Below are 21,819 nucleotides of genomic sequence, written 5' to 3' on the forward strand. Positions count from 1 at the left end.
GCCTTTTTTAAGTTCAATATTTTAAGAACCAGGATTAGGCGGGTCAGCGTCTAATCCGCCTCCGGTAAAAGTGCAATCATCGGTGTCGCAATCTCCGTAAGAGCAGGAAGAATAAAAAATACATGTACCACCACTAACTTTTTGCATTTCTGCAACCTGAATGCGAGTGTTTTTTTCAAATTTCTCGAATTCGTTTAGAAAATTCTTTTTCATAAAACAGTTTTGTATTGGTTAAACAATAATATGAAATTATAAAAATATTATTAATGAAGCCTTTTTTTGTTGTTAATGTTTTGTTGATTGCCTTATACAAATAGATGTGGTATTCAGCGCAGACAAATAACATAGATAAATAAAAAAAGGCCGGAAGTTCCGGCCCTTAATTTGAAAATCTGAGATTTCAGGAAGTTGGATTTCCGCCACCTTTAATCGGATCAGCATCTAAGCCGCCTCCCGTAAAAGTGCAATCATCGGTGTCGCAATCTCCGTAAGAGCAGGAAGAATAGAAAATACATGTACCACCACTAACTTTTTGCATTTCTGCAACTTGAATACGAGTGTTTTTTTCAAATTTCTCGAATTCGTTTAGAAAATTCTTTTTCATAAAACAGTTTTGTATTGGTTAAACAATAATATGAAATTAAAAAAATATTATTAAAGAAGTCTTTCTTTATTGTTAATGTTTTGTTGATGTTTTATACGCAAAACATGTAGTACAAATGTAAATTGCCTGATGTTGAAAGTTTTATGAAATGGGTAAGGCTGCAATGAATGTCTGTTTATACCAGCTCAATGTCCATTGTTTTAATCAGGCCATTGTCGAAAGTATAAATGTGCTTTACAATGCCGTCAAACATTACGTTATCCTGCAGATCCTTTACTATTTGATGGACTTCCACTTCCAGGCTTCCATTCTGCCTTTCGGTAAATACGGTGGGTGCTACCTTTGGGTTTATCTCCTTCCATTGCCTTGTCCAATATTCCTTTATTGCTTCGTGTCCGCTTATATAGCCGCCTTCCCAGGCTTTTGACCATTGCACGTCGGGCTGCATTGTTGAAAGCGCCTTGTCAATATCTCTGTCGTTGAATGCAGCGTATGCTTTTTTAATTAAATCTTTGAATGGTGTTGTCATAATGTTTGTTGGTTTGTAAGCTGACGATGGGTTTGTACCCATCGCTATTGTGTTTCACCCTTTCAGGGTTTTCCTGAACGGGTTGAGCATCTATCAGATTTTCTTGTCCGAAAGGGATTGGTTATCTGATTTAATTCCAGATCTCGTTCATCTCCGTAAGGATAATAGGCTTTCCGTCGGTAACTACAATGGTATGTTCATGTTGCGCCATAAAGCCGCCTTTATTGCCAACCATGGTCCAGCCGTCATTCAATGTTTCGGCATAGGTTGATGTTGTTGCAATAAATGTTTCGATTGCAACGACTGTATTTTTCTTAAATCGTGTCAGATTATACTTATCTCTGTAATTGGCTATTTCATTTGGCTCTTCGTGCAGGCTTCTGCCAACGCCGTGCCCTGTCAGATTCTTAATCACTTTGTAACCGCGTTTCTTCGCTTCTGTTTCAATCAGGTGGCCTATGTCTGCAATACGGACGCCGCCTTTTATGTTATAGATTGCTTTGTGCAAAATCTGCTTTGAAGCATCCACAAGCTTTTGATGCCGGTTAATATCTTCTCCAAGCACAAAGGAATTACCATTGTCCGACCAAAACCCGTCAAGCTCTGCCGAGACATCAATATTGATCAGGTCGCCTTCTTTCAGTATGTTGTTGTCGGAGGGGATGCCATGACAGAATTCGTTGTTTACGCTGATGCAGGTCCAGCCGGGAAAGCCATAAGTAAGGTAGGGCGCTGATTTGGCCCCGAAATCCGAAAGTATTTTTGCGCCGTATTCGTCTAATTGCCTGGTGGTCATGCCCGGGCGGGCATAGTTCCTCATTTCCTTTAAGGTACAGGCTACGGCTTCACTTGCCTTCTTCATTCCCGTTAGTTCCGCTTCGTTTGTTATCGACATATAGGTTGTTATCTGTTCGTTGATTTGAATTTGTAAATATGGCCTGATGGCTAATCCGCAAATATACAGATAACCGCCAAGGGATGGAATGGTATTGCTTGCTGTCTGAGTGTTGAAGGCCGCTGTTCAGGTGTTTAATGCCATGGTCAGAGCGGTGAACGCCATGGTTCAGATGATAAACGCCATGGTAGAGGTGTTAAATGCTATGGTCTTGATGCTGAATGTCTTGGTTCAGCTGCTGAATACTGTGGTTGAAATGTTGAATGCTGTGGTTCAGGTGATAAACGCCACGGTCGAAATGTTGAACGCCATAGTTCAGGTGTTGAACGCCACGGTTCGGGTGTTGAACGCCATGGTCGAAGTAATGAATGCCACGGTTGAGTTGTTGAAAGGGACGGTTTAATGTTAGAAAATACCTTGCAGTTTATCAGAATGAGCGATGCTACTGTTGCTGAACCCATAAGGGTTAACCCTGATATTGATTTTATTTTCTGCTTCTAAGAGGCAAACAACAACGTTTTGATGTTTCAGGGAAAATTCTGGCATGGTTTTTGGTATTGTAATATTATCAATAATTTCTTAAAAATTAAAAAAACCTTATCATGCGTTTAAGAGACAGTAATTATCTGAATATGGCTTTGGCCGTACAAAAAATTCTAAGCGGACACGCAGAGGAAGTGGAAAACCGCAACGTGCTTCCAAAGAAAGTGGATGATATGACCAAATGCATCGAAGCGATACAATATCATCAGGCGGAGGCGGAAGAAGATTCCAAAGGCGCTACGCAATCGAAAAAGAATGTAGCGGAAGAGGCCGTGGAACTTGCCTTAATGCTTGCCGGCAGTGCAGTGGAATATGCCAAGGAAGCAAAGGATGCGGTGAAAGAGGCTCAATTTGATGTGTCATTGCGCGACTTTAATAGTGTACCGGGGGTAGTGGCGGTAGCAAGGCTTATGGAGCTTGTGAAAAATCTGAAGGCGGTGTCTACAGCATTGCAGGAATGGGATGTTACGGAAGCGGAAATCAGGGAACTGGATACGCTGACAGGCCAATTCAACAGCCAACTGGCCGATCCGCGTGAAATAATAGTTATACGCAAGAGCCATAATGATATGGTGCGTCAGGAGCTGAGCAGGTTGAAGAAAATAATAAAATCGATCGATAACCTTATGAGCAGATTCAAGGATACGAAGTTTTTGATGGAGTATGTCAATGCACGTATCGTAGTGGAAGTCGGCACCCGCAAAGGCGGTAAAGACAAGGATGATAAGCCGGAGGGCGATGAACCAAAGGAGCTATAAGTATGTTGCTTAACGAAAACGTGTCGGACACCTCAGAGGTGTCCGACACGTTTTTTACGTTTTTGTTGAGTTACAAATTCGGTAAAAATAGGTGTCCCACACCTCGAATGTGTGGGACACCTATTTTTAACCCATCTTCTCTATCAGCCTTTTCATCAGGGCTATCAGTAATTGCTGTTCTTCACTGTTATTAATTGCCTGATGGAAATGTTCCACCTTACCATAAGTATTAATTTCTTTATTATTACTATTGTTGTGCACTTCAAAATATATCTCACTATCAAAATGTAATATCTTTTGTACGCTTGTCTCCAGTATTTCTGCAACCCTGAAAAGATATTTGGTATTGATATCCTCGCTATGCTCCAGTTTGCCGTACTGTACTGTGCTCACGCCTAAGTTGTCGGCCATGTACTGTTGGGTATAGTTTCTGAGCTCGCGCAGCTTGCGGATATTGTCGCCTATATTGGGGTGTTCCTGTTTCATCTGCATGTTATAAAAGAATAGGATGCTAAGATAAAAATTATAATGGCTTGTAGCGGCATAAGCGTAATACTTTTTACAGTCTTAAAGATGTGTCCCACACCTTCGAGGTGTGGGACACATCGTCCATTATAATTTAGTAAGTTTTGTTTGTATTTTTTAACCTGAACGATTAGGAATTATTTATGAATATGGTTAGTTTTGTTTTAATATCAATAACGATTATTAAATGTAATGATTGATTGTTGTTGTTTATTAAAAGAAAAAACTGATTTTTATTATGGAAAAAGTAATTGCTCCAAGTACAACAACTGCAACGACTATTAGAAAAGCCTATTTTTTATGGCTTTTGCCCTTATTTTTATTTTTATGGATAACGGGTTGCAAGAAGAAACAGTTTAATGAAGAAGATAAAGCAATAGAGAGAATGAGTACCATGAGCGGACAGGCGGCTACCGGAATCCGCATGTCGGACATCATGAAAAAATTACCACAAACCATTTTGTATGCTCTTGGTGACAGCGTCAAATTCTATACCGGAAAATATGAATCGCGGATAACAGATTCGACACTAACGGTAAGGATACCCACAACTACAGACGGCAATCATTTTGTGTATGCCGTACGTTTTTTTAGCAATCCCGCAGATGTAAAAGTATATCTCATCAGCTTTGAGCCTGAACGGGGGTCTACTCCCGCTAATTTTACAGGCAAGCAGATATGGCTGGATATGCAGGACTATAATTATTATGGCATACAGTACGCTAATAATGTAGCACAGGGCTACATGACGCCTGTTAACCTCGCTGACCCGGGCTGGGAAGAGTGTATGATATCAAACGGTTATTTTTCACTGGGGGAAAACGGGGAATTAAACGTAAGCGATGAACCTGCGCAAACAATGAGCATACCAAAATATGGTTGTTGGGAAGAGGGTGGTATGAGCTTTTTCCAAAGATTGAAGAACGCAATTAAGAGGATTCTTGATGCTATTCCCGACGGAAACTCTAACGGTACAATTTTTGGAAGCGGCGGTGGAATCTATTATGGTGGTGGCGGAGTAGGTGGCAGTGCAGGAGGAGGTCCCAACGGCAATTTTGGAGAGGGCGGCAATATTGGCAACGGCCCTGCATTTATGGATGAAAGCGGAAACGGTGGCATGGGGGCACCAATAACGGCTGCACCATCTATTATAAACACCCTTAATCAATATGGTTTTCCTTTAACACAGGTAGAAGTTAACTGGCTTGTGTTCCATAATAATCCGGAGGCTATTGAAATAGCAGGGTATCTTTGGGGGCTTCCGCAAGGATTTTCTCTAAGTCAAAAAACTAAAGCAATAAAAATGCACATTGCGTTAATGACATTAAATTCAAATTATAACAATTTCATTAGTGGTTATAAACAGAATAATAATGGTAGTTGGAATTGGTGGAATAATGAAATTTTGCTTGAACCACGCGGAGGTCTTCCATTTGGACAATGGGCTATAAATTATCTAATACAGAATCCCACTGCTTCTATACAATACATTCTGGAAAATAAAAACGATTTTGATGATACACAAGGAGAAGTAATAGACGATTATGCTGATGGTGGCTACGACAATACTATTTTTCCCCAATCACCTCCAGAACAAAACTGGCCAACTATTGCTCCTGTAATACCAGTGAATCAGTTTGTTGGCTGGGGCTATGTTGGAGTAAGAATGAATTGTATGGATTATGCTAAAGCTCAAATTGCAAAAGTAGGTTATCAAATCTCAAGTTACTATTCTACAGGTCAAACCTATCAAATATATAAGGAACAGACAGGCGTGAATAATACTGCCCTTATACAAGGGTTAAGTTATATTAAGTACGCTTTATCTGCGGGCATTCCAGTTATAGTAGGAGTTGACGATCAACTTGGGAGTCCTAATCCTGGTACAGATAATAGCACCGATCATTTCATTGTAATTGTTGGGATGGGTACTGATGCAACAGGGAAATACTTGCAGTTTTATGATAATGCATCTAAATATGCTACTCAAGGCGCCCATTCCATGAATCGATTGTATTATAATTCTAATACAGGGCAAATAAAAGGTAAGTCTCAAACAGACTATGCTCAAAATCCGGCACTTCACGATTATATTCTTACGATGATTAGAAAAAGCAAACTTATCTAAATCAAAAAAATAATGAAGAAAAAATTTTTCCATATTATAGCATTTTCTCTGTTTTCAGCATATTCGTTTGCTCAAAAAGCAAAGCAAGACAGCGTTATAATATTAAAAGTTCATGACTTTGGAAAGTGTGGTTATCTGGACAAACACTTTTATTTAACTACCGGAATTTCTTCTCGGTATATAACTACTGCGTTCTATTTTCAATCAGAAGGTCAAAAGAAATTCAGGTTTATACCTGTTAATGATAAAGTCTTTAATTATGATTATTTCAATAAATTTATTTACCCATATCTAAACCAAGATGATTCCGTTAAATTAGTAGTAAAAAAATATCTAATAAATGGCGAAGAAATCTTGGTAGCCCAAAAAGTAGAAAAGATGGAATAGAGTTTAATCTATGAAAAAGATATTGACAATATTATTTTGCATTATAATATTTACTCCATATGAATACCTGGCAAGTGAGTTGATCAAGCACTTAATTTTGTCGGGTTACTATACCGCATTAGGCTTTATAAAAGTTTGGGATTTTTGTATCATTTTTAGTTCAATTACAATTCTTTTGATTTTACTATTTTCATACTTAATAAGAAATCAGGCAGCCAATAATTCGATTCAAAAAATAGGTTTGAAATTGGGACTATTGTGTTTTATAGTTTGGTTCTTGTTTTCAGGCTCTGTCAGTTTTGGCTCCTATAATTTTCCATTGGTATTTAGTTTCGCTTTAGCTCATTTTATTATAGGGTTTACATTTCCTATCATATACAAATGGCTTAACAAAAAGCCACTCTTTAATGAAGAGTTTTATTAGTAATCTTAGATTGCTTCGAAACGGAAATTGCGTTATTTCAATAAGCTTTTATCTATGAAAGCAATATTATTTTTCTTTATTAAAACTAATTGCACTAATTGCATTTGCTATTTATAACAGGTTTTGCAGAACCATTTTTACATCATGGGTTCAAATCGTTTTTTAAGAAATAATGTTTATCTGCTGTCTTTTTTACTATTGGCTCCCGGTTTTTGTATTGCTCAAAAGTTTACGATAGAAGATATTCCGCTTACGTGGAATAATTTTACCAGAAAATCAAAATATACGGCAGGAAGTCATACTGCTGCCATCTGTTACTCTATACTTAAAGATTATGAGAGAAAAATCGTTAACGATACATCTGTTTACTACATACGCCTGAACCTGATGCTTCGTCGCAGTTGTTCCTATGTGCGGGAAGAGTTTATGCAAACCGCTTTGCCCGGTGAAAAAGAATTACTGTTGAATCATGAAAAGGGACATTTGATTATTGTTTTAGTGCAGCTTAAACAGATGCAAAATGCGTTGTCGGTTTTTCCCTTTACTATCTTGTATAAAAAAGAAGCAGACAGCATTTGCATGCACTTTGCGGAGAAAATAAAATCGATGGGAACAGACTACGATAACAATACGCATCATGGTACAGCGGGAATGAGGCAACTGATTTGGGAAACAACTGCCATGCTCTATTTTAATGAATTGTATGCAGATGATACCGTCATTAAGTTTGAAACGATCATACCACTTTCCATATCATATTAACAGACCCCAATAATGCAACCTAAAAAAAGTCTTTTTTACTGTCTTGGTCTGTTGTGTTTCACAGCTGTTGCAAATGCACAAAAAGCGCCGGACATCAATCCGAAAGAATATAATCTGCAAAAGAACCTTGTATTTGAAGACAATTTTGATGATGATAAAAACGGATGGCTAAAAGAAGAGGCGGAGGATAGTACGGATACAGACACTTCATTTGTAAATTCAGCGGAAACAAAAATCGCCAAAGGCTATTTAAAATATGATAACAGAAGTAAAAGCGGTGTTTTTGCTGCCGGAATTGAAACAAATATTGATTTCAACCGCGATTTTGAAATTGAAATTAAAGCATTGGTATTTTACGCATCAGATGATTATGCCGGTGTCGGGGTACTCTTTTGGGGAAGAGACAGTGCAAAAAATGCAACCTATCTGTATTTCAATAATTACCAATATTTCGAAATGGTTGATTGTAATTGCAATGATTGGAAGAATTGTAAAGGGAAGGGAAAGAATACAAAAAATCAAAACTTAAATGATTTCAACAAGATAACCATCCGCCATATTGGTAAATACTATTACTTCTTTTTAAATGAGCGGTTTCAAAAGAAATTTTCTTTTCGTCCATTGATAGGACATAGGATTGGGCTTGGTTCTGCTAAAAATTGTACGATGATTTATGATTACATAAAAGTTTATTACTTAAACTGAGTTTGTAAATGTCTCCGCATCGTCTCTCGCAGGGAACGTTGTGGGGGCAAAAATAAAGTTTTATGAAAAAGTGGAATCAAATATTATTGTGTTTTTTTCTTTTCTCTTTGTACAGCTGTGGTAAGAAAACCAAAGAACAATATTCGACTTGGTCGATAGATAACCAACAATATTCAGATATTGCCATTGCTTCTGTAGGTAAAGCAGTAGCTATACTTGGTAATAATAACACGAATGAAGGCTTTAAATTGGTTTTCTTTTTAAACCATTTGCCATTGGGCGATTACCAAAAAGAATGGACTATTATTGGCGATAACCCTGATCAAGATCCAACAGTTGCAGGCCTTTTCTTTTATTTAAGCGGAAACGCTTATTATATCTCTGAACACAATACGACACCTCTAATAGCATCAAGCATTAAAGGTAAAGCTAAGTATGCTTTAAGTGGAGCGTGGTTTGTGAACTATAATAATGCAGGAGACAGTGTATTTATAAAGGCTACGCTTAATGAGCCTTAAGTCTTGGCCTTGTTTGAATAATCACGTTTGTGCCTTCGCAACATCCGCTTTGGGAGACGGTATGGGAACGAAAAGATGTGCCTCACACCTCAGAGGTGTGGGATACGTGAGACCTCGAAGGTGTGGGACACCTCTTTTATAATGCGTGATTTTTGAATTTTGTTTTCAACATGGTTGCAGCCATAGTATAGCCGCCATCGGCTCCGTCCACGAAATGTATGTGGCCGTCTTTCATATCGCGTACATAGCATGACATTATGGATTCGCTGCTCAGATGCAAACCGTATAATATCTTTCCTTCCTGCTCCAGAACATCCAGTGCAGCCTGTAGCTTTTTTCTTTGTGCTTCCGTACCGGATATGACGGTGTTTATTTTACCATCAATAACCAAAGTATCTGACATCTTCACCAGCAGGTCGAGATAGGTTTTCCCTTTTTTGCTTCTGAGATAGAAGTAGCCGATTATATTAATAATCCAGTTCTGAATCAGTTTAAGTGCTTTTATTTTTCCTATCCTGGCAAGCATTTCAAGGCTCAGTCTGTTAAAGGTTGTTTTAAGCTTTAGTTTTGAAACGGATATAGGCTGCCGTTTTTCCGGCGTTCCGTAAATTTCATCTATCAGGCTTATCACACTGCTGAAAACTTCTGATTGCGGTGTGCCGGCTGTTGCAACGACGAGCAAGGTTACTATTTCATTTGTATTATCTGGCGGCGCAATTTTATCCCAACGGCATTGCATTCCGCTCAGATCCGGTTCTTCTTCCGAAGGCGTATGATGCGATAATAAGTAATCTTCTCCCTTGATAATTTTTTCGGCATAGTCTAATCCGTTGCCCAATAAAACGGGAATTGAAAAGTATTCTGAAATGCTGAATTTACTGATGTCGAGGGTATGGCCATGTTGATAAATATCTGCTACGGTAACGGAGCCTACGCGCAATTCAAGATTAAAGTTTGTTTTGGTATTGGCTTTGAATAATAACAAAGCTTCCAGTGATTTGCCGGCAATGGACGGGGGAACAAGGAAAGTTGCGCCGTCGCCGCCAAAGAAAAAAGGTACGCCAATGTTATGCTTGAAAGCAAGGTTAAGCACAGTAACAATACTTCCTGTGGCAATGAGATTCACATTTTCATGCGAACCGTTGAATACTGCCTGAGTTGAATTCCTGATATCTGTAATAATAACGTGCCAGTCCTCAGGTACTTTATGAAACAATTTATTTTGCTTCAGAAGGCTGCTGAGAGAAAGATGGCTGGATTTTAATTTATTGTAGTATTGGCTTGTGTCTATAGGCATGTAATATTGGTTGTTGTATGATTGGCGGGAATATCAAAGTTAAATGGTTTATTGAATCTTTAATTTTTTCACCATTATCCGTTTGTCCTGATTTTTAATATTTTGGAGTGTTTTTAGCAAATCGGTTCCTTAATGAACATAATGCATTAATAATTGTTTAATATTGTTCTCCGCTATAAAAAGAATACATGAATGGTTATTAAATCGATCGGCTTTACCGATAAAGACAGCAAAATAGTAATGCTGTTTCAAAAAGGCGATAAGAGAGCCTTTGGGTTGCTTTATGACCAATTTGCACCGGTATTGTTCAGCGTCATTTCCCGCATTGTCAAAGACGGAAAAATTGCCGAACTTGCGCTTTCCAAAGCATTTATACAAATCTGGCAAAACAGAAAATCTTATTGTACGCAGAAAGGCAGCATAACTGTATGGCTGCTGCAGTTTGCCAGGAATGCGGCATTCTCTTTATCGGAGAAAGGTAATTCCGGCGACCCGGCGAATTTTCATACCGGGGATAAAGAAAATTGTTCGCCTGAATTATTAGATTTGATGCTTATTTATGGAAAAACACCTGTTGAAATCTGTCAGTTATTAAATATTTCACGGGACGCTTTCGGTGCAAGATTAAAATCAGCTATTCAAATAAGCCATACAAAGATTTAAGATGGACGAGGTACAAAAATTACTGGAATCAGGTTTACTGGAATTGTATATAATGGGGGCTGCATCAACTGAGGATGCAGCTTATGTGGCGTTAATGGCTGAAAAGCACAACGAAGTAAAAGCCGAACTGGAATCAATAGAAATTGCATTGGAAGCGTATTCCATGAAGCATGCCATTGCTCCGGATCCTGTTGTCAAGCCTTTTCTTATGGCTACTATCGATTACATGGATCGTCTGGAGAAAGGGGAAACACCGACTTTCCCGCCGTTATTAAATAAAAATTCAAAAGTTTCAGACTTTAAGCCCTGGCTTGACAGGCCTGATATGAATCCGCCGGAAGGCTGGGCTGATATAGCAGCTAAAATAATAGGCTATACTCCTGAGGTAACAACTGCTATAGCATGGATTGAAAATGCCGCGCCTCCGGAAATACATACGGACGAACTGGAAAGCTTCCTGATAATTGAAGGTAGCTGTAACATCCGGCTGGACGGGGAAGACAATTACTTTTCAGCGGGAGATTTCTTTACGATTCCGTTATATGTTTCGCATACCGTTTTAATTACGTCTGACATTCCCTGCAAGGTAATTATTCAAAGAGGGAAGGTAGCTGCATAATTTGCCGTGCTTTCGTTGACAGATGGGATTTGCATCCCATTGTGTTTTGTGTCGTCTTTACAGGGCTTGTAAAATAAATTGTCCCGACAGCATTCTCCGAAAGGTAATATTCCGGCAATCATTAATCGGTAATTTCGTTTTATGCGGCTTATCATTTTCTTTTTGTACTTATGCCTGTTTTCAACTGTTGCAAGGGCTTCTTTAGTTGTTGTAACTGTCGGCAGCGGCGGTAATTTCTTTTCTCCTGCTAATTTCACTATTAATCCGGGTGATACTGTAAGATGGGTTTGGATAGATGGCCATCATAATGTTTCAGGTTACTCGCTCCCGACAGGAGCGCCCACACTATATGGAGATATGACTTTTCTTGACACCGTTTTTGAATATGTGCCTGTCATGAGTGGCTTGTATCAATATACCTGTACGCATCACTCAGGTATGGATGGAACATTTTTTGTATCGGGCTGTTCCTATCCGTCAAAACCAATTGTAAATGCCAATAGCAATACGGGATGTACGGGCGATACGCTTACCTTAAGTGTACCATCTCAGGCGGGAGTCACCTATCAGTGGTTAAGCAACGGATTCAGTATTCCGTTTGCCAATAGTGATTCGCTGAAAGTTGGTGCTACAGGCTCTTATAAAGTTGTTGTAAATCGCTGCGGTATGGATTCGATTTCTGATGCATTTCCCGTTATAATACAGGATCCGCCTTCGGCTTCATTTACTCATACTTCTGACGGCCTTCATTTTATTTTTAATAGTACTGCTGTTGCCGACAGCTATCATTGGACGTTCAGTGACGGTTCGCCTGCTCAAAATACAGCCCAGGCAAGCATTACTTTTGCAGTGCCGGATGCCTATACCGTATCATTGAAGACCATGAATTTTGGTGCTGCGTGTTCAGATTCTTTTACTGCCACTGTTATTGCGCATGCTGCCGTAAGGGTGGAATCGCCTGAAGCGAGGGAAGTTTCCGTTTATCCCAATCCTGCGGATAAGGTAATCAGGGTATGCTGTGAGGGGCTAAGGACGGTAGTTGTTACAGATATGTATGGCCGCTCTTATAACCTGCCTTTCAAAAAAAGCCGTCTGCTGAATGATATAAAAACAGATAAGTTGCCCGATGGGTTTTATAGCATAAGGTTGTTTTCCGATAAGAATATCTATAAAGTTTGGGTCTGTATTAAACATTAATAGACGGTACTATCTGAAAAGCGTACGGGCAATCTGATAATTGCCCGTACGTTTTTAATTTGATTATTATTTCCGCTATTATTTCTTCACAAAACGTTGAACTATTTTCTGATCACCGATGCTGAGTTCTGTAATATAAACACCGGGAGCCAGGTTATTCAATGGGATGTTGATGTTGCCATTCTGATAAGTACCTATTTCTTTTGCATAAACTTTCTTGCCTGAGAGATCAACGATTCTGACATTTACTTTACCTGCTTTATCTGCTGTAAAATCAATATAAAGTTTATCATAAGCCGGGTTAGGATAAATGGTGGCGTGTATGTTGTTATAGTTGGTTACAGTAATTGAGGTAGCTCCTTGTGCCGCTCCTTTGGCACCTGTCGGTATGATAGTACCTTCTATAATGAAGCCATTCACACCTGAATCGGCAGATGTAAAGCCCCAGCCTCCTGTAGTTGTCTGACCGCTGGCATAGTAGCGCAGTGTAACTGTAGCTGTAGACGGTAAGTCTTGCAGGGCTGTGATACCAGACAAATTAATGGGCCCGATGGCTAAAGAAGTAGAGGTGACAGGGCTGCCTATAAGCGTAAAGTTAGTGCCATCAAGGCTGTATGCAAACTGTGATGTAACACCTGTACCGGCAAAGAAAGAAGCGGTACCGCCGAAAGCTGCATTAAGACCTGTAAGTGAAAGCTCATATCCTGACTGCGCTTTTATCTGCGTCTGAAAATAATCGGTATTGGCAGTAGAGATGCCATTATTTTTAAAGCCTGTAGTGCGGAATGAATGTGCACCGGTGCTGGCCGCTGCTGTGGCGCCACGTGTCAGGTTTTTCTGAGATGCAGTTGTATCCAGCTTATCGTCGTAAGTAGTGGCTGCGAAGGTAGCAACATTGTTAGCTGCGGTAAAATTCCAGGCAGCGATTGGTACAGGGCCATTGTCGGTGCTGGCTTCTATAACCGCCTGTATGGGTGCGGCAACATTAGAAAGGTAATCGTAACCTGTAATTGATTCTATGGAATCGACCGTAGTACGGTAGTAGTCCCAGGTGTGGGCATTGGCAGCCTGTGTATTTGGCATTATTACGGCTATGACACGCGTATTAGTATCAACACGGGAAAGATCGTTTGAACCTACGGGCAATACAACTACTATTTTATAGAAATGATCGGGTACGTTGATCTTTCCGGAAGCAATATTATTTGTAGTCCCGCCTGTATCGCCGGAACCACCGGTTCCGTAAGCGCCCGCTATGATGTACGTTTCATAACCTTCGAGTGTGAGCTGGCGGCAATAATCTTCAAGCGCGGCCCAGGTCTGTTCGTTCAATATAGGCGCCTGCGGACTAATGTTTGTCATCTTATAAGTAACGGCATTGTCTGTGTCATTGCCATTACGATCGGCAGAAGGACACAGATGGCCTCTGTCGAAACCTGTATTAGTGTAGTTGCCTGTTGAAGCTTTGTAATAGCCTGCAGGCAATGCTGCATCTTGTGTAAAACAGTTGCAACGCGTGCTTGTGCCTGTCCAGGCGCGGCTCAGGTGCCAGCTTACCCAGTTGGCCATGCCGTTGTGATTATTGTAAGACAGCGTGTACTGGTATTTTGTTATCAGATAATTGTTGCTGTCTGTAGTAGCTGTGGTGGCGCCACTTGGGTTACCCATAGCCAGATTGTTGTCGCGGGTAGGGATAGTGTCTGTTGGAGAAATGATAGTTACGGTAGCTGACTGTCCGCTAATGCTTTGCGTACAACCGAAAGACGAAGTGGCACTGGTAATAGAATAAGTGGTGCTGACTGTCGGTGATACGCTCACTACTGAACTCATACCTGAAATAACAGTAACTGCAGGTGTAGTGCCATCTGTATAGGTTATGGTATCGCCTGTGGTACCTGTAAAGGTAAGATTGGTACTGGCACCTGAGAATATAGATGCAGTACCGCTGATAGAAGGTGCAGGTAAAGGATGGACGGTAATGGTATCTATATTTGAATTACCTGAAAGGCCGGAATTTGAACAAGTAGTTGTGCAGCGATAATAAGCATTGGCGCTGAGTGCAGGTGTAGTGTAAGTAAGACTGTTGGCGCTGCTTATATTTGACCATGCGCCGGAAACAAATGACTGCCATTGGTAAGATATACCTGCGCCTGTTGAAGCGCCGAACAGTGTAAGGGTAGTGGTGTTCCCGCTGCAAAGACTTGTAATGCTTGCGGTAGCCGTACCGTTAGCAGGTGTGCCGCTGCAACCACTGGTGGTGGTGGTTCCGTTCAGGGTAAAATTGTCAAGACGACCTGTGCCGGTACTGCCATGCGTGCCGCCACTCCATACGAGATGTACATTTACAGATCCGGTCAACGCGCTTACTGCTGTTAAGGCCGGGCCTGAAATGCTAATGGTACCTGTACTGGCGCCGGAAGCAGAAACGCTACCGCTGCCGATGACGGTGCCATTTACATCTAATTGCCAGTTGGTATAGCCTGTGGCGCTTGCCCGGTTCCAGAAGCTGAAAGAGGTAAGAGCCAGGCTATGAGCTGCGGTTACGGTAAGGGGGAGCATCCAGGTATTGGTAGTGGCTGTTGCGCTACTCATAGACAAAGCTTCACCGGTAGCACCTGCCAGTGAAGAAAAAGAGCCGGATGCTATAGTCCATGAACCGGTTGAAAGATTGGCATCAAGAGTTGAGGGCGGATCGGCAGGTGATGCAGTGCTTGCGCCAAAGCCATTTACGTACACAGACTGTGCCTGGCTGAACATAGCGATGAGAGCTATGAGAAATGTAAACAATAGTTTTTTCATATTTTTGGTTTATAATGTGAATAATAAAATTCGATCTCTTGTATTAATTAATAGTTTATTTAATATCAATTAAACATTATTTATTATACACCAAGCGGATATTGAAAATTGCACGTAATCCAAAAATGTGCTTATGTAAAAAGGTTGCCGATCTTCCGACCGGCAACCTTTGATTTTATAAAATAAGAGGTATTAGAAGCTATAGCGTAAGCCAACCTGCATTCCCCATGTACTGTTTGTTGAGAATGAACTTCTGAATGGCGACGTAGGCAGAACCACTTTGCCGTTTGCATCCAATATATAGTTCATATTGAAAGTAGGAACACCGTCTGCAGAAGTGCTGACAACTTTTAATAAACCATAATTATACAAACTTCCGTTATTAAGCTCTTGTCTTATGCCCCAGTTTTTGTTAAGCAAATTACCTAAGTTCAGAATGTCTAAGCTAAACTGTAATGTATGGCGACGGCCTTTATTATTGTCAGTTACAAATATGTCCTGCAACAAACGGAAATCCCAACGGTTTAGCCATGGCAATAAGCCGTTATTACGCTCTGCATAACCACCTAAGTTATTGCTAAGGTTTCTGTCGTTGTTTACAAACATCTGATAAGCTTTGTACTGAGTTGCCGCATCGACTGTAACAGACGAACCATCAGAATTTTTAGCAGTGTAATCAACAAATTTTAAATCCAAAGGATTGGTCGGCAGGTATAATAAATCTAAAGTAACTCCATCGTTGTTGATATCATTTGAATAAGTGTAGGCAAAACGGCCCTGGCTTGATCCGGTATATACCAATGAAACGGTAGTAGCTAAATGGTTAAGATATTCTTTGCGATAAGATAATGAACCAACGATACGGTGAGGTACTGCGAACTGCGAATAGCCTAAGCGTTGCTCGTTAGGATCATTTACAGAATAATTATTGCTCCATGCTGAACCTGCTGCAGAGCCCGGATTGCCTGAAATATCTTTCGATAAAGAATAGGTATAAAATAAGGTACCTGAGAATCCTTTCCAATTGGTTAACGTAATACCCGCTGTAGCAGCCATTGAATAACCTTTGCTTGTATTGCTTAAAACCGGAATGACTGCGCCAACGGCATTGTTATATCTGGCAGCATTTGTATTTGTCCAAAGGTCGCGGTCATCACCAGAATAGTTCAACGTCTCTGTTGCTGCTTTCCTGTTGGCATTAAACTGATAAATGGCATTTATGTCTTTAGAAAAAATAACATCGCCTGTAGCTATCAATGGCAGGCCTGGCAACTTGTAATCGGCACCTATATTGGTACGCCATACCTGAGGCATTTTAAAATCAGGAGAAACATAGTTTACGCCGCTTGGTGGCTTGGAACTCGGACTGTTGGGGAAACTGTTTGTTAAATGATTCGGCCAATAAGCAGGGTCAGCTTCCAGATGGGTAATCTGGGCAAGCGTGCCTTTATCTACCGGCTCAAACTGCGCTTGTATTACACCTGCATTGGTAGGCATATTGGTAAACCATACGAAAGGAATGTTTCCGGTAAAGATACCGGTACCACCGCGAACTTTTAATTTGCCGTTACCTAATGCATCGTAGTTAAAGCCTACGCGCGGCGACAATAATGGTACTGATTTAGGCCAGTTGCCGGTGCTGTAATGTGTCGGTTTTCCTTTTTCATTCAATAAGGTAAGCGTATCTGCCGCAGGATTTGATGGAGGATTGTCTAAGAACAATTGCATATCTGCACGTAATCCTATTGTTACATTCAACTTAGGATTCACGGCAATCCTATCCTGTACATAAGCGCCCATCAGGCCAAAATTTACCCTTGCATAGCCATCATTTCCTGCATAAGGATAAGTTGTGGCATAAGAAATAGGAGCTGCGCCTGCAAGGAAATCCGATACATTGTAATAGCGATAGTAAGAAGCTCCTTCACGCATATAGCTATTGCCGTAATTCATCAACTGAAAGCTAAGGCCGGCTGTAAAGTTATGTTTGCCTGTTGTGTAGGAAAGGTTATCGGTAACGGAATAGTTGTTATTGATAACATCGTTATTGTAGGAAAACAATTCCGTACCGAAGCTCATATAGTTGGTGTAATTTCCCTTAACAGTGTCACCGTTTCCAATATCTACAAACGGGAATAAACTGCCCGGAGTTGCACGTGTATCCTGTATTCTGGAATAAGTAGCAATAAGTTGATTGGAAATCTTACTGGTAATAGTACTGTTTAACTCTGCTGTTAAAGAGAAAACTTTGTTCTTATTGGTGTAGTTACCGTTTTCGAAAGTTACGGATTTGTTGCTGACACGGTTTACGCCTGAACGCGGGTTGGGACCTGAATTTCCGTTGGCTTCTCCAAAGCTGGAACCCAGCATCTGGTTATAACGTATGGTGAATTTATTTTTTTCGTTGATGTTCCAATCTAAACGAACCAATGCTTTGGTATTTTTTGTAAAATAGTTATTGGCATAGTTCTCATAAGCACCCGGATCATAACCGTACTTTGTTTTTAAGTAATTGCTTACAGCCTCTAAATCTGAAGCCTGTACTGATGTAACATCAGAGCCTGTCAATCCCGGTCTTGCTGCTAACCAGTTATTACCATTGGATTGCCTGTTTTCATATTCGAAATTGGCAAAGAAAAATAGCTTGTTTTTGATAATAGGACCGCCGATTCTAAATCCTGCGTTAACGTTCTTGTTCCTGCTTCTGTCGCTTAGTTTATTATCTTCAACGTTTAAGCCGGTAAAGCTGCGCGGACGAAGGTAGCCATAAACAGAACCTGTGAATTCATTTGTACCCGAACGCGTAACGGCATTGATACCTGCACCTGTAAAGCCCGTCTGGCGTACATCATAAGGTGCAATGTTTACAGATACTTCTTCAATAGCATCTAATGAAACCGGTTGATTACCTCCTCCCGGTAATGCATCCGAGCTCAATCCGAACCCGTTATTGAAATTTGCACCATCTATCTGCATATTGTTATAACGGCCGTCCCTTCCTGCAAAGCCATTCCCGTTTGCCTGAGGCGTCAATCTTGTAAAGTCAGTAAGACTACGGTTGATTGTAGGTAACTGATTCAGCGTTTTGTTATTAAGCCTTGTAGATGCTCCGGTACGGTCTCCTGCCAATATCGGATTATTATTAGCTACAATTGTTACACCTTCCAGATCAGATTCTTCTTCAACCATTTTTTCGTTAAGGATAAAATTCTCACCTAAAGACAAGTAAACGTCTTTTGCTGTGTCCGGGGAAAATCCTATATTGGTAAGTACTACCATATATGGCCCTCCCGGACGCATGCCCTGAATAGAATAATTCCCGTTTGCCTGTGTAATGGTATTATACACGGTTCCGGAAGATTGATGAATGGCTTTTACGGTTGCTCCCGGAACAGGTTGATTACCGCTGTCACTGATAAAGCCTGTAATACCCGAAGTGGTAACCTGCGCCGACGAGCTAATGGCAAATGCCATAAAAACGCTTGTTCCTAATAGTAGCTTGTGTAGTTGTGTTTGCATGCTTTACTGTTTTAAATAAGCTGCAAAGGTTTGTACCTAATGTATTTAATGTGTTACCAAAAAGTACAATTTTTGTTAAGAATCAGCAGCCTGAATTACTATGTAACTTTTATATCGATGAATTTTAAACCTATAATCCCGGCCATAATCATCATCATAAATAGCACTTCAGGGACTGAGGTTTTTTGATGAAAGAACAATACTTCGCAAATTTTAATAAATAATAGACTTGCGCCTGTCCATACGGCAAATGCTGTTGCCAAAGGAATCTGGCGTGTTGCCAATGAAAAGAAAAATACATTGGCTATACCAAAAACGACATAGCCCGCAAAAGGTGCAAGAATTGTCAGGCCTATATCCGGAACAAAAAAGTTACTCAGGTTTAATTGTTTCAAATTTTTGAATTGCATTGATTTCAAACAATAAGTCCATACAGCTTCAAAGACAGCAGCAAGTATTAAATAAAACCAGGAAAGCCAATTGGCCATATATGTTGTTATTTTTTCAATGTTATGTTGAGTGATGACGATGAATTCAGAATGTTTCAACCTCTTCTGTATTTATCTTTTTATGTTCTGAAAGGCCTGATGCAGCATGTCTTTCGGGGCTATTTGTTTTTTTGAGTGTCTTCCATATTTTTGAAAATATCATCATCAATATATTAGGACGCAGATAATAATACCATCTGAACCAGGCGTATTTTAATAATTTCCTTTCTTCAAACCGCTTAATTGAAAATGCATGTTGCAGGAAATAGTCTTTGGGATAATCATAATACAGACCCCAGTTTTCATTTCTATTGCCGGGCCTGTTTTTTGGAAAATATACTGTTTTGAATAAATAATCCCACAGCGAAAGCTTTGTTGCAAAGTTTGCGTGAAACACTTCCTTATAATTTGCATGATGCCATAAATGCAGCTCAGGGGAATTGAAAATATATTTCAGTTTCCCCATCCGCACATTAATATTCCCATGGATAAACATTCCATACATAGAATCAATCAAAGCCTTTATCGGGATGACTTCAGGAGAAGCCCCCAATAGTATTATAGGTCCGAATTCGATAGTCTGGTTTATAATAATTTCCAGAACATGTGATCTTGAACCGGATAGAAAATCCACTTCTTTGCCGGAATGATGGGCTTCATGTATTCTCCAGAAATATTTATTGCTATGCTGAAATCTATGAAACCAATAGATATAGAAGTCATGCATAACAAAGAAAAATAAAACCTGTAGTGCAACAGGCCACTTGCTTATACCCTGCCATGAACTCCAGTCAAAATGTAGCTGGATGGGGGCAATAATGAAATCAAATATTACAATTTTCAGGACAAAGCTCTGAATGATGGTGTACCATATCAAATCTATCCAAAAGCCTTCCCTGAAAAGAGGAAGGCCTTTGCGATAGGGAGCTTTACGTTCCCATGTTATAATAATGATTGTCCAGATAGCAAGAATAACCGAAGTAATAATTAATAATCTGTCCTGGATCATGCCATTTCTAATGCCGGGTTAATTTCTGTTTGAATGGGATTGATGTTTACGCGCAATCTTTTCATCGGGCCCATTTCTGATTCATATACCTTTTTGATGCCGTCTCCTGCTGCCGTTTCAACATCTCTGATATCTCTTACCAAACGGTGAAAGCCTTGTGGTTCAACAGATGCAGCATGGTCTGAACCCCACATTGCTCTATCTAAAGTAAAGTGACGTTCAACAAAAGTTGCTCCCAATGTCACCGCAGCTACAGTAGTGGATAGTCCTGTTTCATGACCTGAATAACCCACAGGTATGCCCGGGAATTTCTTCATCAGTGTCGGAATCATCTTTAAATTTAATTCTTCCAGCTTGCAAGGATAAGCAGACGTTGAATGCGCAATAAAGAAAGGATAAGATTCATCATAGCTCTTAATCAAAGCTACTGCATCTTCAATTTCTTTTATTGTGCTCATACCGGTTGAAAGCATAAGCGGCTTTCCTGTCAGTAATATCTTTTTTATAAGGTCAAAATCTGTAAGGCAGGCAGATGCTAATTTATACATCACTGTATCAAATTTTTCCATGAAGTCAACAGAGTCAACATCCCATGGAGATACAAACCAGTCAATGCCCTTCTCCTTACAATATTGGTCTATTGCAGCATATTCCTCCACACCGAATTCTGTTTTTCTTTTATAATCTATATAGGTCATCCTTCCCCATGGTGTATCACGCATTACTTCCCATTGATCTTTAGGAACACAAATTTCAGGAGTACGTTTCTGGAATTTAACGGCGCAAGCCTTTGCAGCCACAGCTTCGTCAATTAATTGCTTGGCAATATCCAATGATCCATTATGGTTAATACCAATTTCTGCTATAATATAGCAAGGTTGGTCCTGGCCGATTATGCGCCCATTATTTAAAGTGACTTCGCCTTTGTAATTGACAACGGTTGAACGTGCCGTATTGGCATCAATAATCAATTCTGCAAATTCACGAAAGCAGCCATGACCGCCCATGTGTGAGCATATGTAATCTGCCTGTTCTTTAACTGCATGCAATGCATCTGCCGGGCAGGCAGTTAAGCCGACAAGTTTCATGATTTCAAGATCATTGTGATCATCGCCTATGTAGGCAACGTTCTCTCCTGAAATTTCAAAACGTTCCAGCATGGATTTCAATAATGCGGCTTTATCTTTAATGCCGCCATGTACTTCCACAATATTCAGCTTCTCTGCTCTTTTGAATAACGATGGAGAGTCTTCTCCGGAAATAATGCCTGTTTCAATGCCTGCAAATTGTCTCAGACGGTTAACGGCCATGCCATCGCGAAGATTGAACTTTTTCATGGCCTCGCCTTGCTCATTATAATATACACCGGCATCGGTAAGAACGCCATCGCAGTCAGTAAGCAACAATTGGATTTGTTTTGCTTTTACTTTAATCATTTCTTTGTTCATGT

21 protein-coding genes are annotated in these 21,819 nt (G+C 40.2%); 10 read left to right on the forward strand and 11 right to left on the reverse strand.

The genetic code is table 11. The features are described from left to right. Positions 1 to 21 precede the first annotated feature (21 nt). From F0919_RS08130 to map, 4 genes are all read right to left on the reverse strand, one after another. Entirely contained in the window at positions 22 to 213 is a 192-nt protein-coding gene (locus tag F0919_RS08130) for a hypothetical protein (protein WP_150032259.1), read from the reverse strand. 187 nt (positions 214 to 400) lie between these two features. Next, a complete protein-coding gene (locus F0919_RS18420) occupies positions 401 to 538 on the reverse strand; it encodes a hypothetical protein (protein ID WP_190277316.1) in 138 nt (45 codons plus the stop codon). Positions 539 to 779: 241 nt separating this feature from the next. Continuing rightward, positions 780 to 1,133 carry a nuclear transport factor 2 family protein gene (locus F0919_RS08135; protein WP_150032260.1) on the reverse strand — a complete coding sequence of 118 codons (354 nt, stop codon included), beginning with the start codon at positions 1,131 to 1,133 and terminating at the stop codon, positions 780 to 782. Between the two features lie 130 nt (positions 1,134 to 1,263). Beyond that, positions 1,264 to 2,028 carry a type I methionyl aminopeptidase gene (gene map, locus F0919_RS08140; protein ID WP_150032261.1) on the reverse strand — a complete coding sequence of 255 codons (765 nt, stop codon included), beginning with the start codon at positions 2,026 to 2,028 and terminating at the stop codon, positions 1,264 to 1,266. Between the two features lie 109 nt (positions 2,029 to 2,137). Between map and F0919_RS08145 the strand changes: the two genes are divergently transcribed. Together F0919_RS08145 and F0919_RS08150 are read left to right on the forward strand one after the other, a co-directional pair. Beyond that, positions 2,138 to 2,431 (forward strand): hypothetical protein, encoded by a 294-nt coding sequence (locus F0919_RS08145; RefSeq protein WP_150032262.1) that lies wholly within the window; start codon positions 2,138 to 2,140, stop codon positions 2,429 to 2,431. 199 nt (positions 2,432 to 2,630) lie between these two features. Beyond that, on the forward strand, positions 2,631 to 3,329 hold the full coding sequence (locus F0919_RS08150) for a hypothetical protein (RefSeq protein WP_150032263.1): 699 nt from the start codon (positions 2,631 to 2,633) through the stop codon (positions 3,327 to 3,329). A 126-nt stretch (positions 3,330 to 3,455) separates the two neighbouring features. Here F0919_RS08150 and F0919_RS08155 read toward each other — a convergent pair whose 3' ends face one another. Further along, positions 3,456 to 3,815: a helix-turn-helix domain-containing protein gene (locus tag F0919_RS08155; protein ID WP_190277317.1), complete on the reverse strand. Its 360-nt coding sequence runs from the start codon at positions 3,813 to 3,815 to the stop codon at positions 3,456 to 3,458. 277 nt (positions 3,816 to 4,092) lie between these two features. On the opposite strand from F0919_RS08155, the gene F0919_RS08160 reads away from it, so the two are divergent. From F0919_RS08160 to F0919_RS08180, 5 genes are all read left to right on the forward strand, one after another. Further along, the gene (locus F0919_RS08160; protein WP_150032265.1) at positions 4,093 to 5,982 is read left to right on the forward strand and encodes a hypothetical protein; all 1,890 of its coding nucleotides are present in this window, start codon (positions 4,093 to 4,095) and stop codon (positions 5,980 to 5,982) included. Between the two features lie 12 nt (positions 5,983 to 5,994). Further along, positions 5,995 to 6,369, forward strand: coding sequence for a hypothetical protein (locus F0919_RS08165; protein WP_150032266.1), 375 nt, complete (start codon positions 5,995 to 5,997; stop codon positions 6,367 to 6,369). A gap of 568 nt (positions 6,370 to 6,937) precedes the next feature. Then, the gene (locus F0919_RS08170; RefSeq protein WP_150032267.1) at positions 6,938 to 7,555 is read left to right on the forward strand and encodes a hypothetical protein; all 618 of its coding nucleotides are present in this window, start codon (positions 6,938 to 6,940) and stop codon (positions 7,553 to 7,555) included. A 12-nt stretch (positions 7,556 to 7,567) separates the two neighbouring features. Continuing rightward, the gene (locus F0919_RS08175; RefSeq protein WP_150032268.1) at positions 7,568 to 8,260 is read left to right on the forward strand and encodes a hypothetical protein; all 693 of its coding nucleotides are present in this window, start codon (positions 7,568 to 7,570) and stop codon (positions 8,258 to 8,260) included. 62 nt (positions 8,261 to 8,322) lie between these two features. Then, complete coding sequence (locus F0919_RS08180; RefSeq protein ID WP_150032269.1) at positions 8,323 to 8,778, forward strand: hypothetical protein; 456 nt, start codon at positions 8,323 to 8,325, stop codon at positions 8,776 to 8,778. A gap of 136 nt (positions 8,779 to 8,914) precedes the next feature. Here the strand turns inward: F0919_RS08180 and F0919_RS08185 are convergent, their stop codons facing one another. Next, complete coding sequence (locus F0919_RS08185; protein WP_150032270.1) at positions 8,915 to 10,075, reverse strand: DUF3095 domain-containing protein; 1,161 nt, start codon at positions 10,073 to 10,075, stop codon at positions 8,915 to 8,917. A 192-nt stretch (positions 10,076 to 10,267) separates the two neighbouring features. Here F0919_RS08185 and F0919_RS08190 point away from each other — a divergent pair, with 192 nt between their 5' ends. From F0919_RS08190 to F0919_RS08200, 3 genes are all read left to right on the forward strand, one after another. After that, the gene (locus F0919_RS08190; RefSeq protein WP_150032271.1) at positions 10,268 to 10,738 is read left to right on the forward strand and encodes a sigma factor; all 471 of its coding nucleotides are present in this window, start codon (positions 10,268 to 10,270) and stop codon (positions 10,736 to 10,738) included. Between the two features lies 1 nt (position 10,739). After that, positions 10,740 to 11,357 carry a cupin domain-containing protein gene (locus F0919_RS08195; RefSeq protein WP_150032272.1) on the forward strand — a complete coding sequence of 206 codons (618 nt, stop codon included), beginning with the start codon at positions 10,740 to 10,742 and terminating at the stop codon, positions 11,355 to 11,357. A gap of 141 nt (positions 11,358 to 11,498) precedes the next feature. Further along, a complete protein-coding gene (locus F0919_RS08200; RefSeq protein WP_150032273.1) occupies positions 11,499 to 12,554 on the forward strand; it encodes a hypothetical protein in 1,056 nt (351 codons plus the stop codon). A gap of 78 nt (positions 12,555 to 12,632) precedes the next feature. On the opposite strand, the gene F0919_RS08205 is transcribed toward F0919_RS08200, so the two are convergent. The 5 genes from F0919_RS08205 to F0919_RS08225 form a co-directional block, all read right to left on the reverse strand. After that, positions 12,633 to 15,353, reverse strand: coding sequence for a DNA/RNA non-specific endonuclease (locus tag F0919_RS08205; protein WP_150032274.1), 2,721 nt, complete (start codon positions 15,351 to 15,353; stop codon positions 12,633 to 12,635). A gap of 192 nt (positions 15,354 to 15,545) precedes the next feature. Further along, positions 15,546 to 18,872 carry a TonB-dependent receptor gene (locus F0919_RS08210; protein ID WP_150032275.1) on the reverse strand — a complete coding sequence of 1,109 codons (3,327 nt, stop codon included), beginning with the start codon at positions 18,870 to 18,872 and terminating at the stop codon, positions 15,546 to 15,548. Positions 18,873 to 18,970: 98 nt separating this feature from the next. Beyond that, positions 18,971 to 19,360 carry a DMT family transporter gene (locus F0919_RS08215; RefSeq protein WP_150032276.1) on the reverse strand — a complete coding sequence of 130 codons (390 nt, stop codon included), beginning with the start codon at positions 19,358 to 19,360 and terminating at the stop codon, positions 18,971 to 18,973. A 46-nt stretch (positions 19,361 to 19,406) separates the two neighbouring features. Further along, positions 19,407 to 20,369: a sterol desaturase family protein gene (locus F0919_RS08220; RefSeq protein ID WP_150032277.1), complete on the reverse strand. Its 963-nt coding sequence runs from the start codon at positions 20,367 to 20,369 to the stop codon at positions 19,407 to 19,409. Next, positions 20,366 to 21,817 (reverse strand): N-acetylneuraminate synthase family protein, encoded by a 1,452-nt coding sequence (locus F0919_RS08225; RefSeq protein WP_216629396.1) that lies wholly within the window; start codon positions 21,815 to 21,817, stop codon positions 20,366 to 20,368. Before F0919_RS08225 ends, F0919_RS08220 begins: the two co-directional genes overlap by 4 nt. Between the last annotated feature and the right edge of the window lie 2 nt (positions 21,818 to 21,819).

Source organism: Taibaiella lutea, assembly GCF_008629695.1.
GTDB lineage: Bacteria > Bacteroidota > Bacteroidia > Chitinophagales > Chitinophagaceae > Taibaiella > Taibaiella lutea.

Coding starts and splice junctions, on each gene's coding strand:
- F0919_RS08130 (WP_150032259.1), bottom strand. CDS start 213: ATGAAAAAGAATTTTCTAAACGAATTCGAGAAATTTGAAAAAAACACT.
- F0919_RS18420 (WP_190277316.1), bottom strand. CDS start 538: ATGCAAAAAGTTAGTGGTGGTACATGTATTTTCTATTCTTCCTGCTCT.
- F0919_RS08135 (WP_150032260.1), bottom strand. CDS start 1,133: ATGACAACACCATTCAAAGATTTAATTAAAAAAGCATACGCTGCATTC.
- map (WP_150032261.1), bottom strand. CDS start 2,028: ATGTCGATAACAAACGAAGCGGAACTAACGGGAATGAAGAAGGCAAGT.
- F0919_RS08150 (WP_150032263.1), top strand. CDS start 2,631: ATGCGTTTAAGAGACAGTAATTATCTGAATATGGCTTTGGCCGTACAA.
- F0919_RS08155 (WP_190277317.1), bottom strand. CDS start 3,815: ATGAAACAGGAACACCCCAATATAGGCGACAATATCCGCAAGCTGCGC.
- F0919_RS08160 (WP_150032265.1), top strand. CDS start 4,093: ATGGAAAAAGTAATTGCTCCAAGTACAACAACTGCAACGACTATTAGA.
- F0919_RS08165 (WP_150032266.1), top strand. CDS start 5,995: ATGAAGAAAAAATTTTTCCATATTATAGCATTTTCTCTGTTTTCAGCA.
- F0919_RS08170 (WP_150032267.1), top strand. CDS start 6,938: ATGGGTTCAAATCGTTTTTTAAGAAATAATGTTTATCTGCTGTCTTTT.
- F0919_RS08175 (WP_150032268.1), top strand. CDS start 7,568: ATGCAACCTAAAAAAAGTCTTTTTTACTGTCTTGGTCTGTTGTGTTTC.
- F0919_RS08180 (WP_150032269.1), top strand. CDS start 8,323: ATGAAAAAGTGGAATCAAATATTATTGTGTTTTTTTCTTTTCTCTTTG.
- F0919_RS08185 (WP_150032270.1), bottom strand. CDS start 10,075: ATGCCTATAGACACAAGCCAATACTACAATAAATTAAAATCCAGCCAT.
- F0919_RS08190 (WP_150032271.1), top strand. CDS start 10,268: ATGGTTATTAAATCGATCGGCTTTACCGATAAAGACAGCAAAATAGTA.
- F0919_RS08195 (WP_150032272.1), top strand. CDS start 10,740: ATGGACGAGGTACAAAAATTACTGGAATCAGGTTTACTGGAATTGTAT.
- F0919_RS08200 (WP_150032273.1), top strand. CDS start 11,499: ATGCGGCTTATCATTTTCTTTTTGTACTTATGCCTGTTTTCAACTGTT.
- F0919_RS08205 (WP_150032274.1), bottom strand. CDS start 15,353: ATGAAAAAACTATTGTTTACATTTCTCATAGCTCTCATCGCTATGTTC.
- F0919_RS08210 (WP_150032275.1), bottom strand. CDS start 18,872: ATGCAAACACAACTACACAAGCTACTATTAGGAACAAGCGTTTTTATG.
- F0919_RS08215 (WP_150032276.1), bottom strand. CDS start 19,360: ATGGCCAATTGGCTTTCCTGGTTTTATTTAATACTTGCTGCTGTCTTT.
- F0919_RS08220 (WP_150032277.1), bottom strand. CDS start 20,369: ATGATCCAGGACAGATTATTAATTATTACTTCGGTTATTCTTGCTATC.
- F0919_RS08225 (WP_216629396.1), bottom strand. CDS start 21,817: ATGAACAAAGAAATGATTAAAGTAAAAGCAAAACAAATCCAATTGTTG.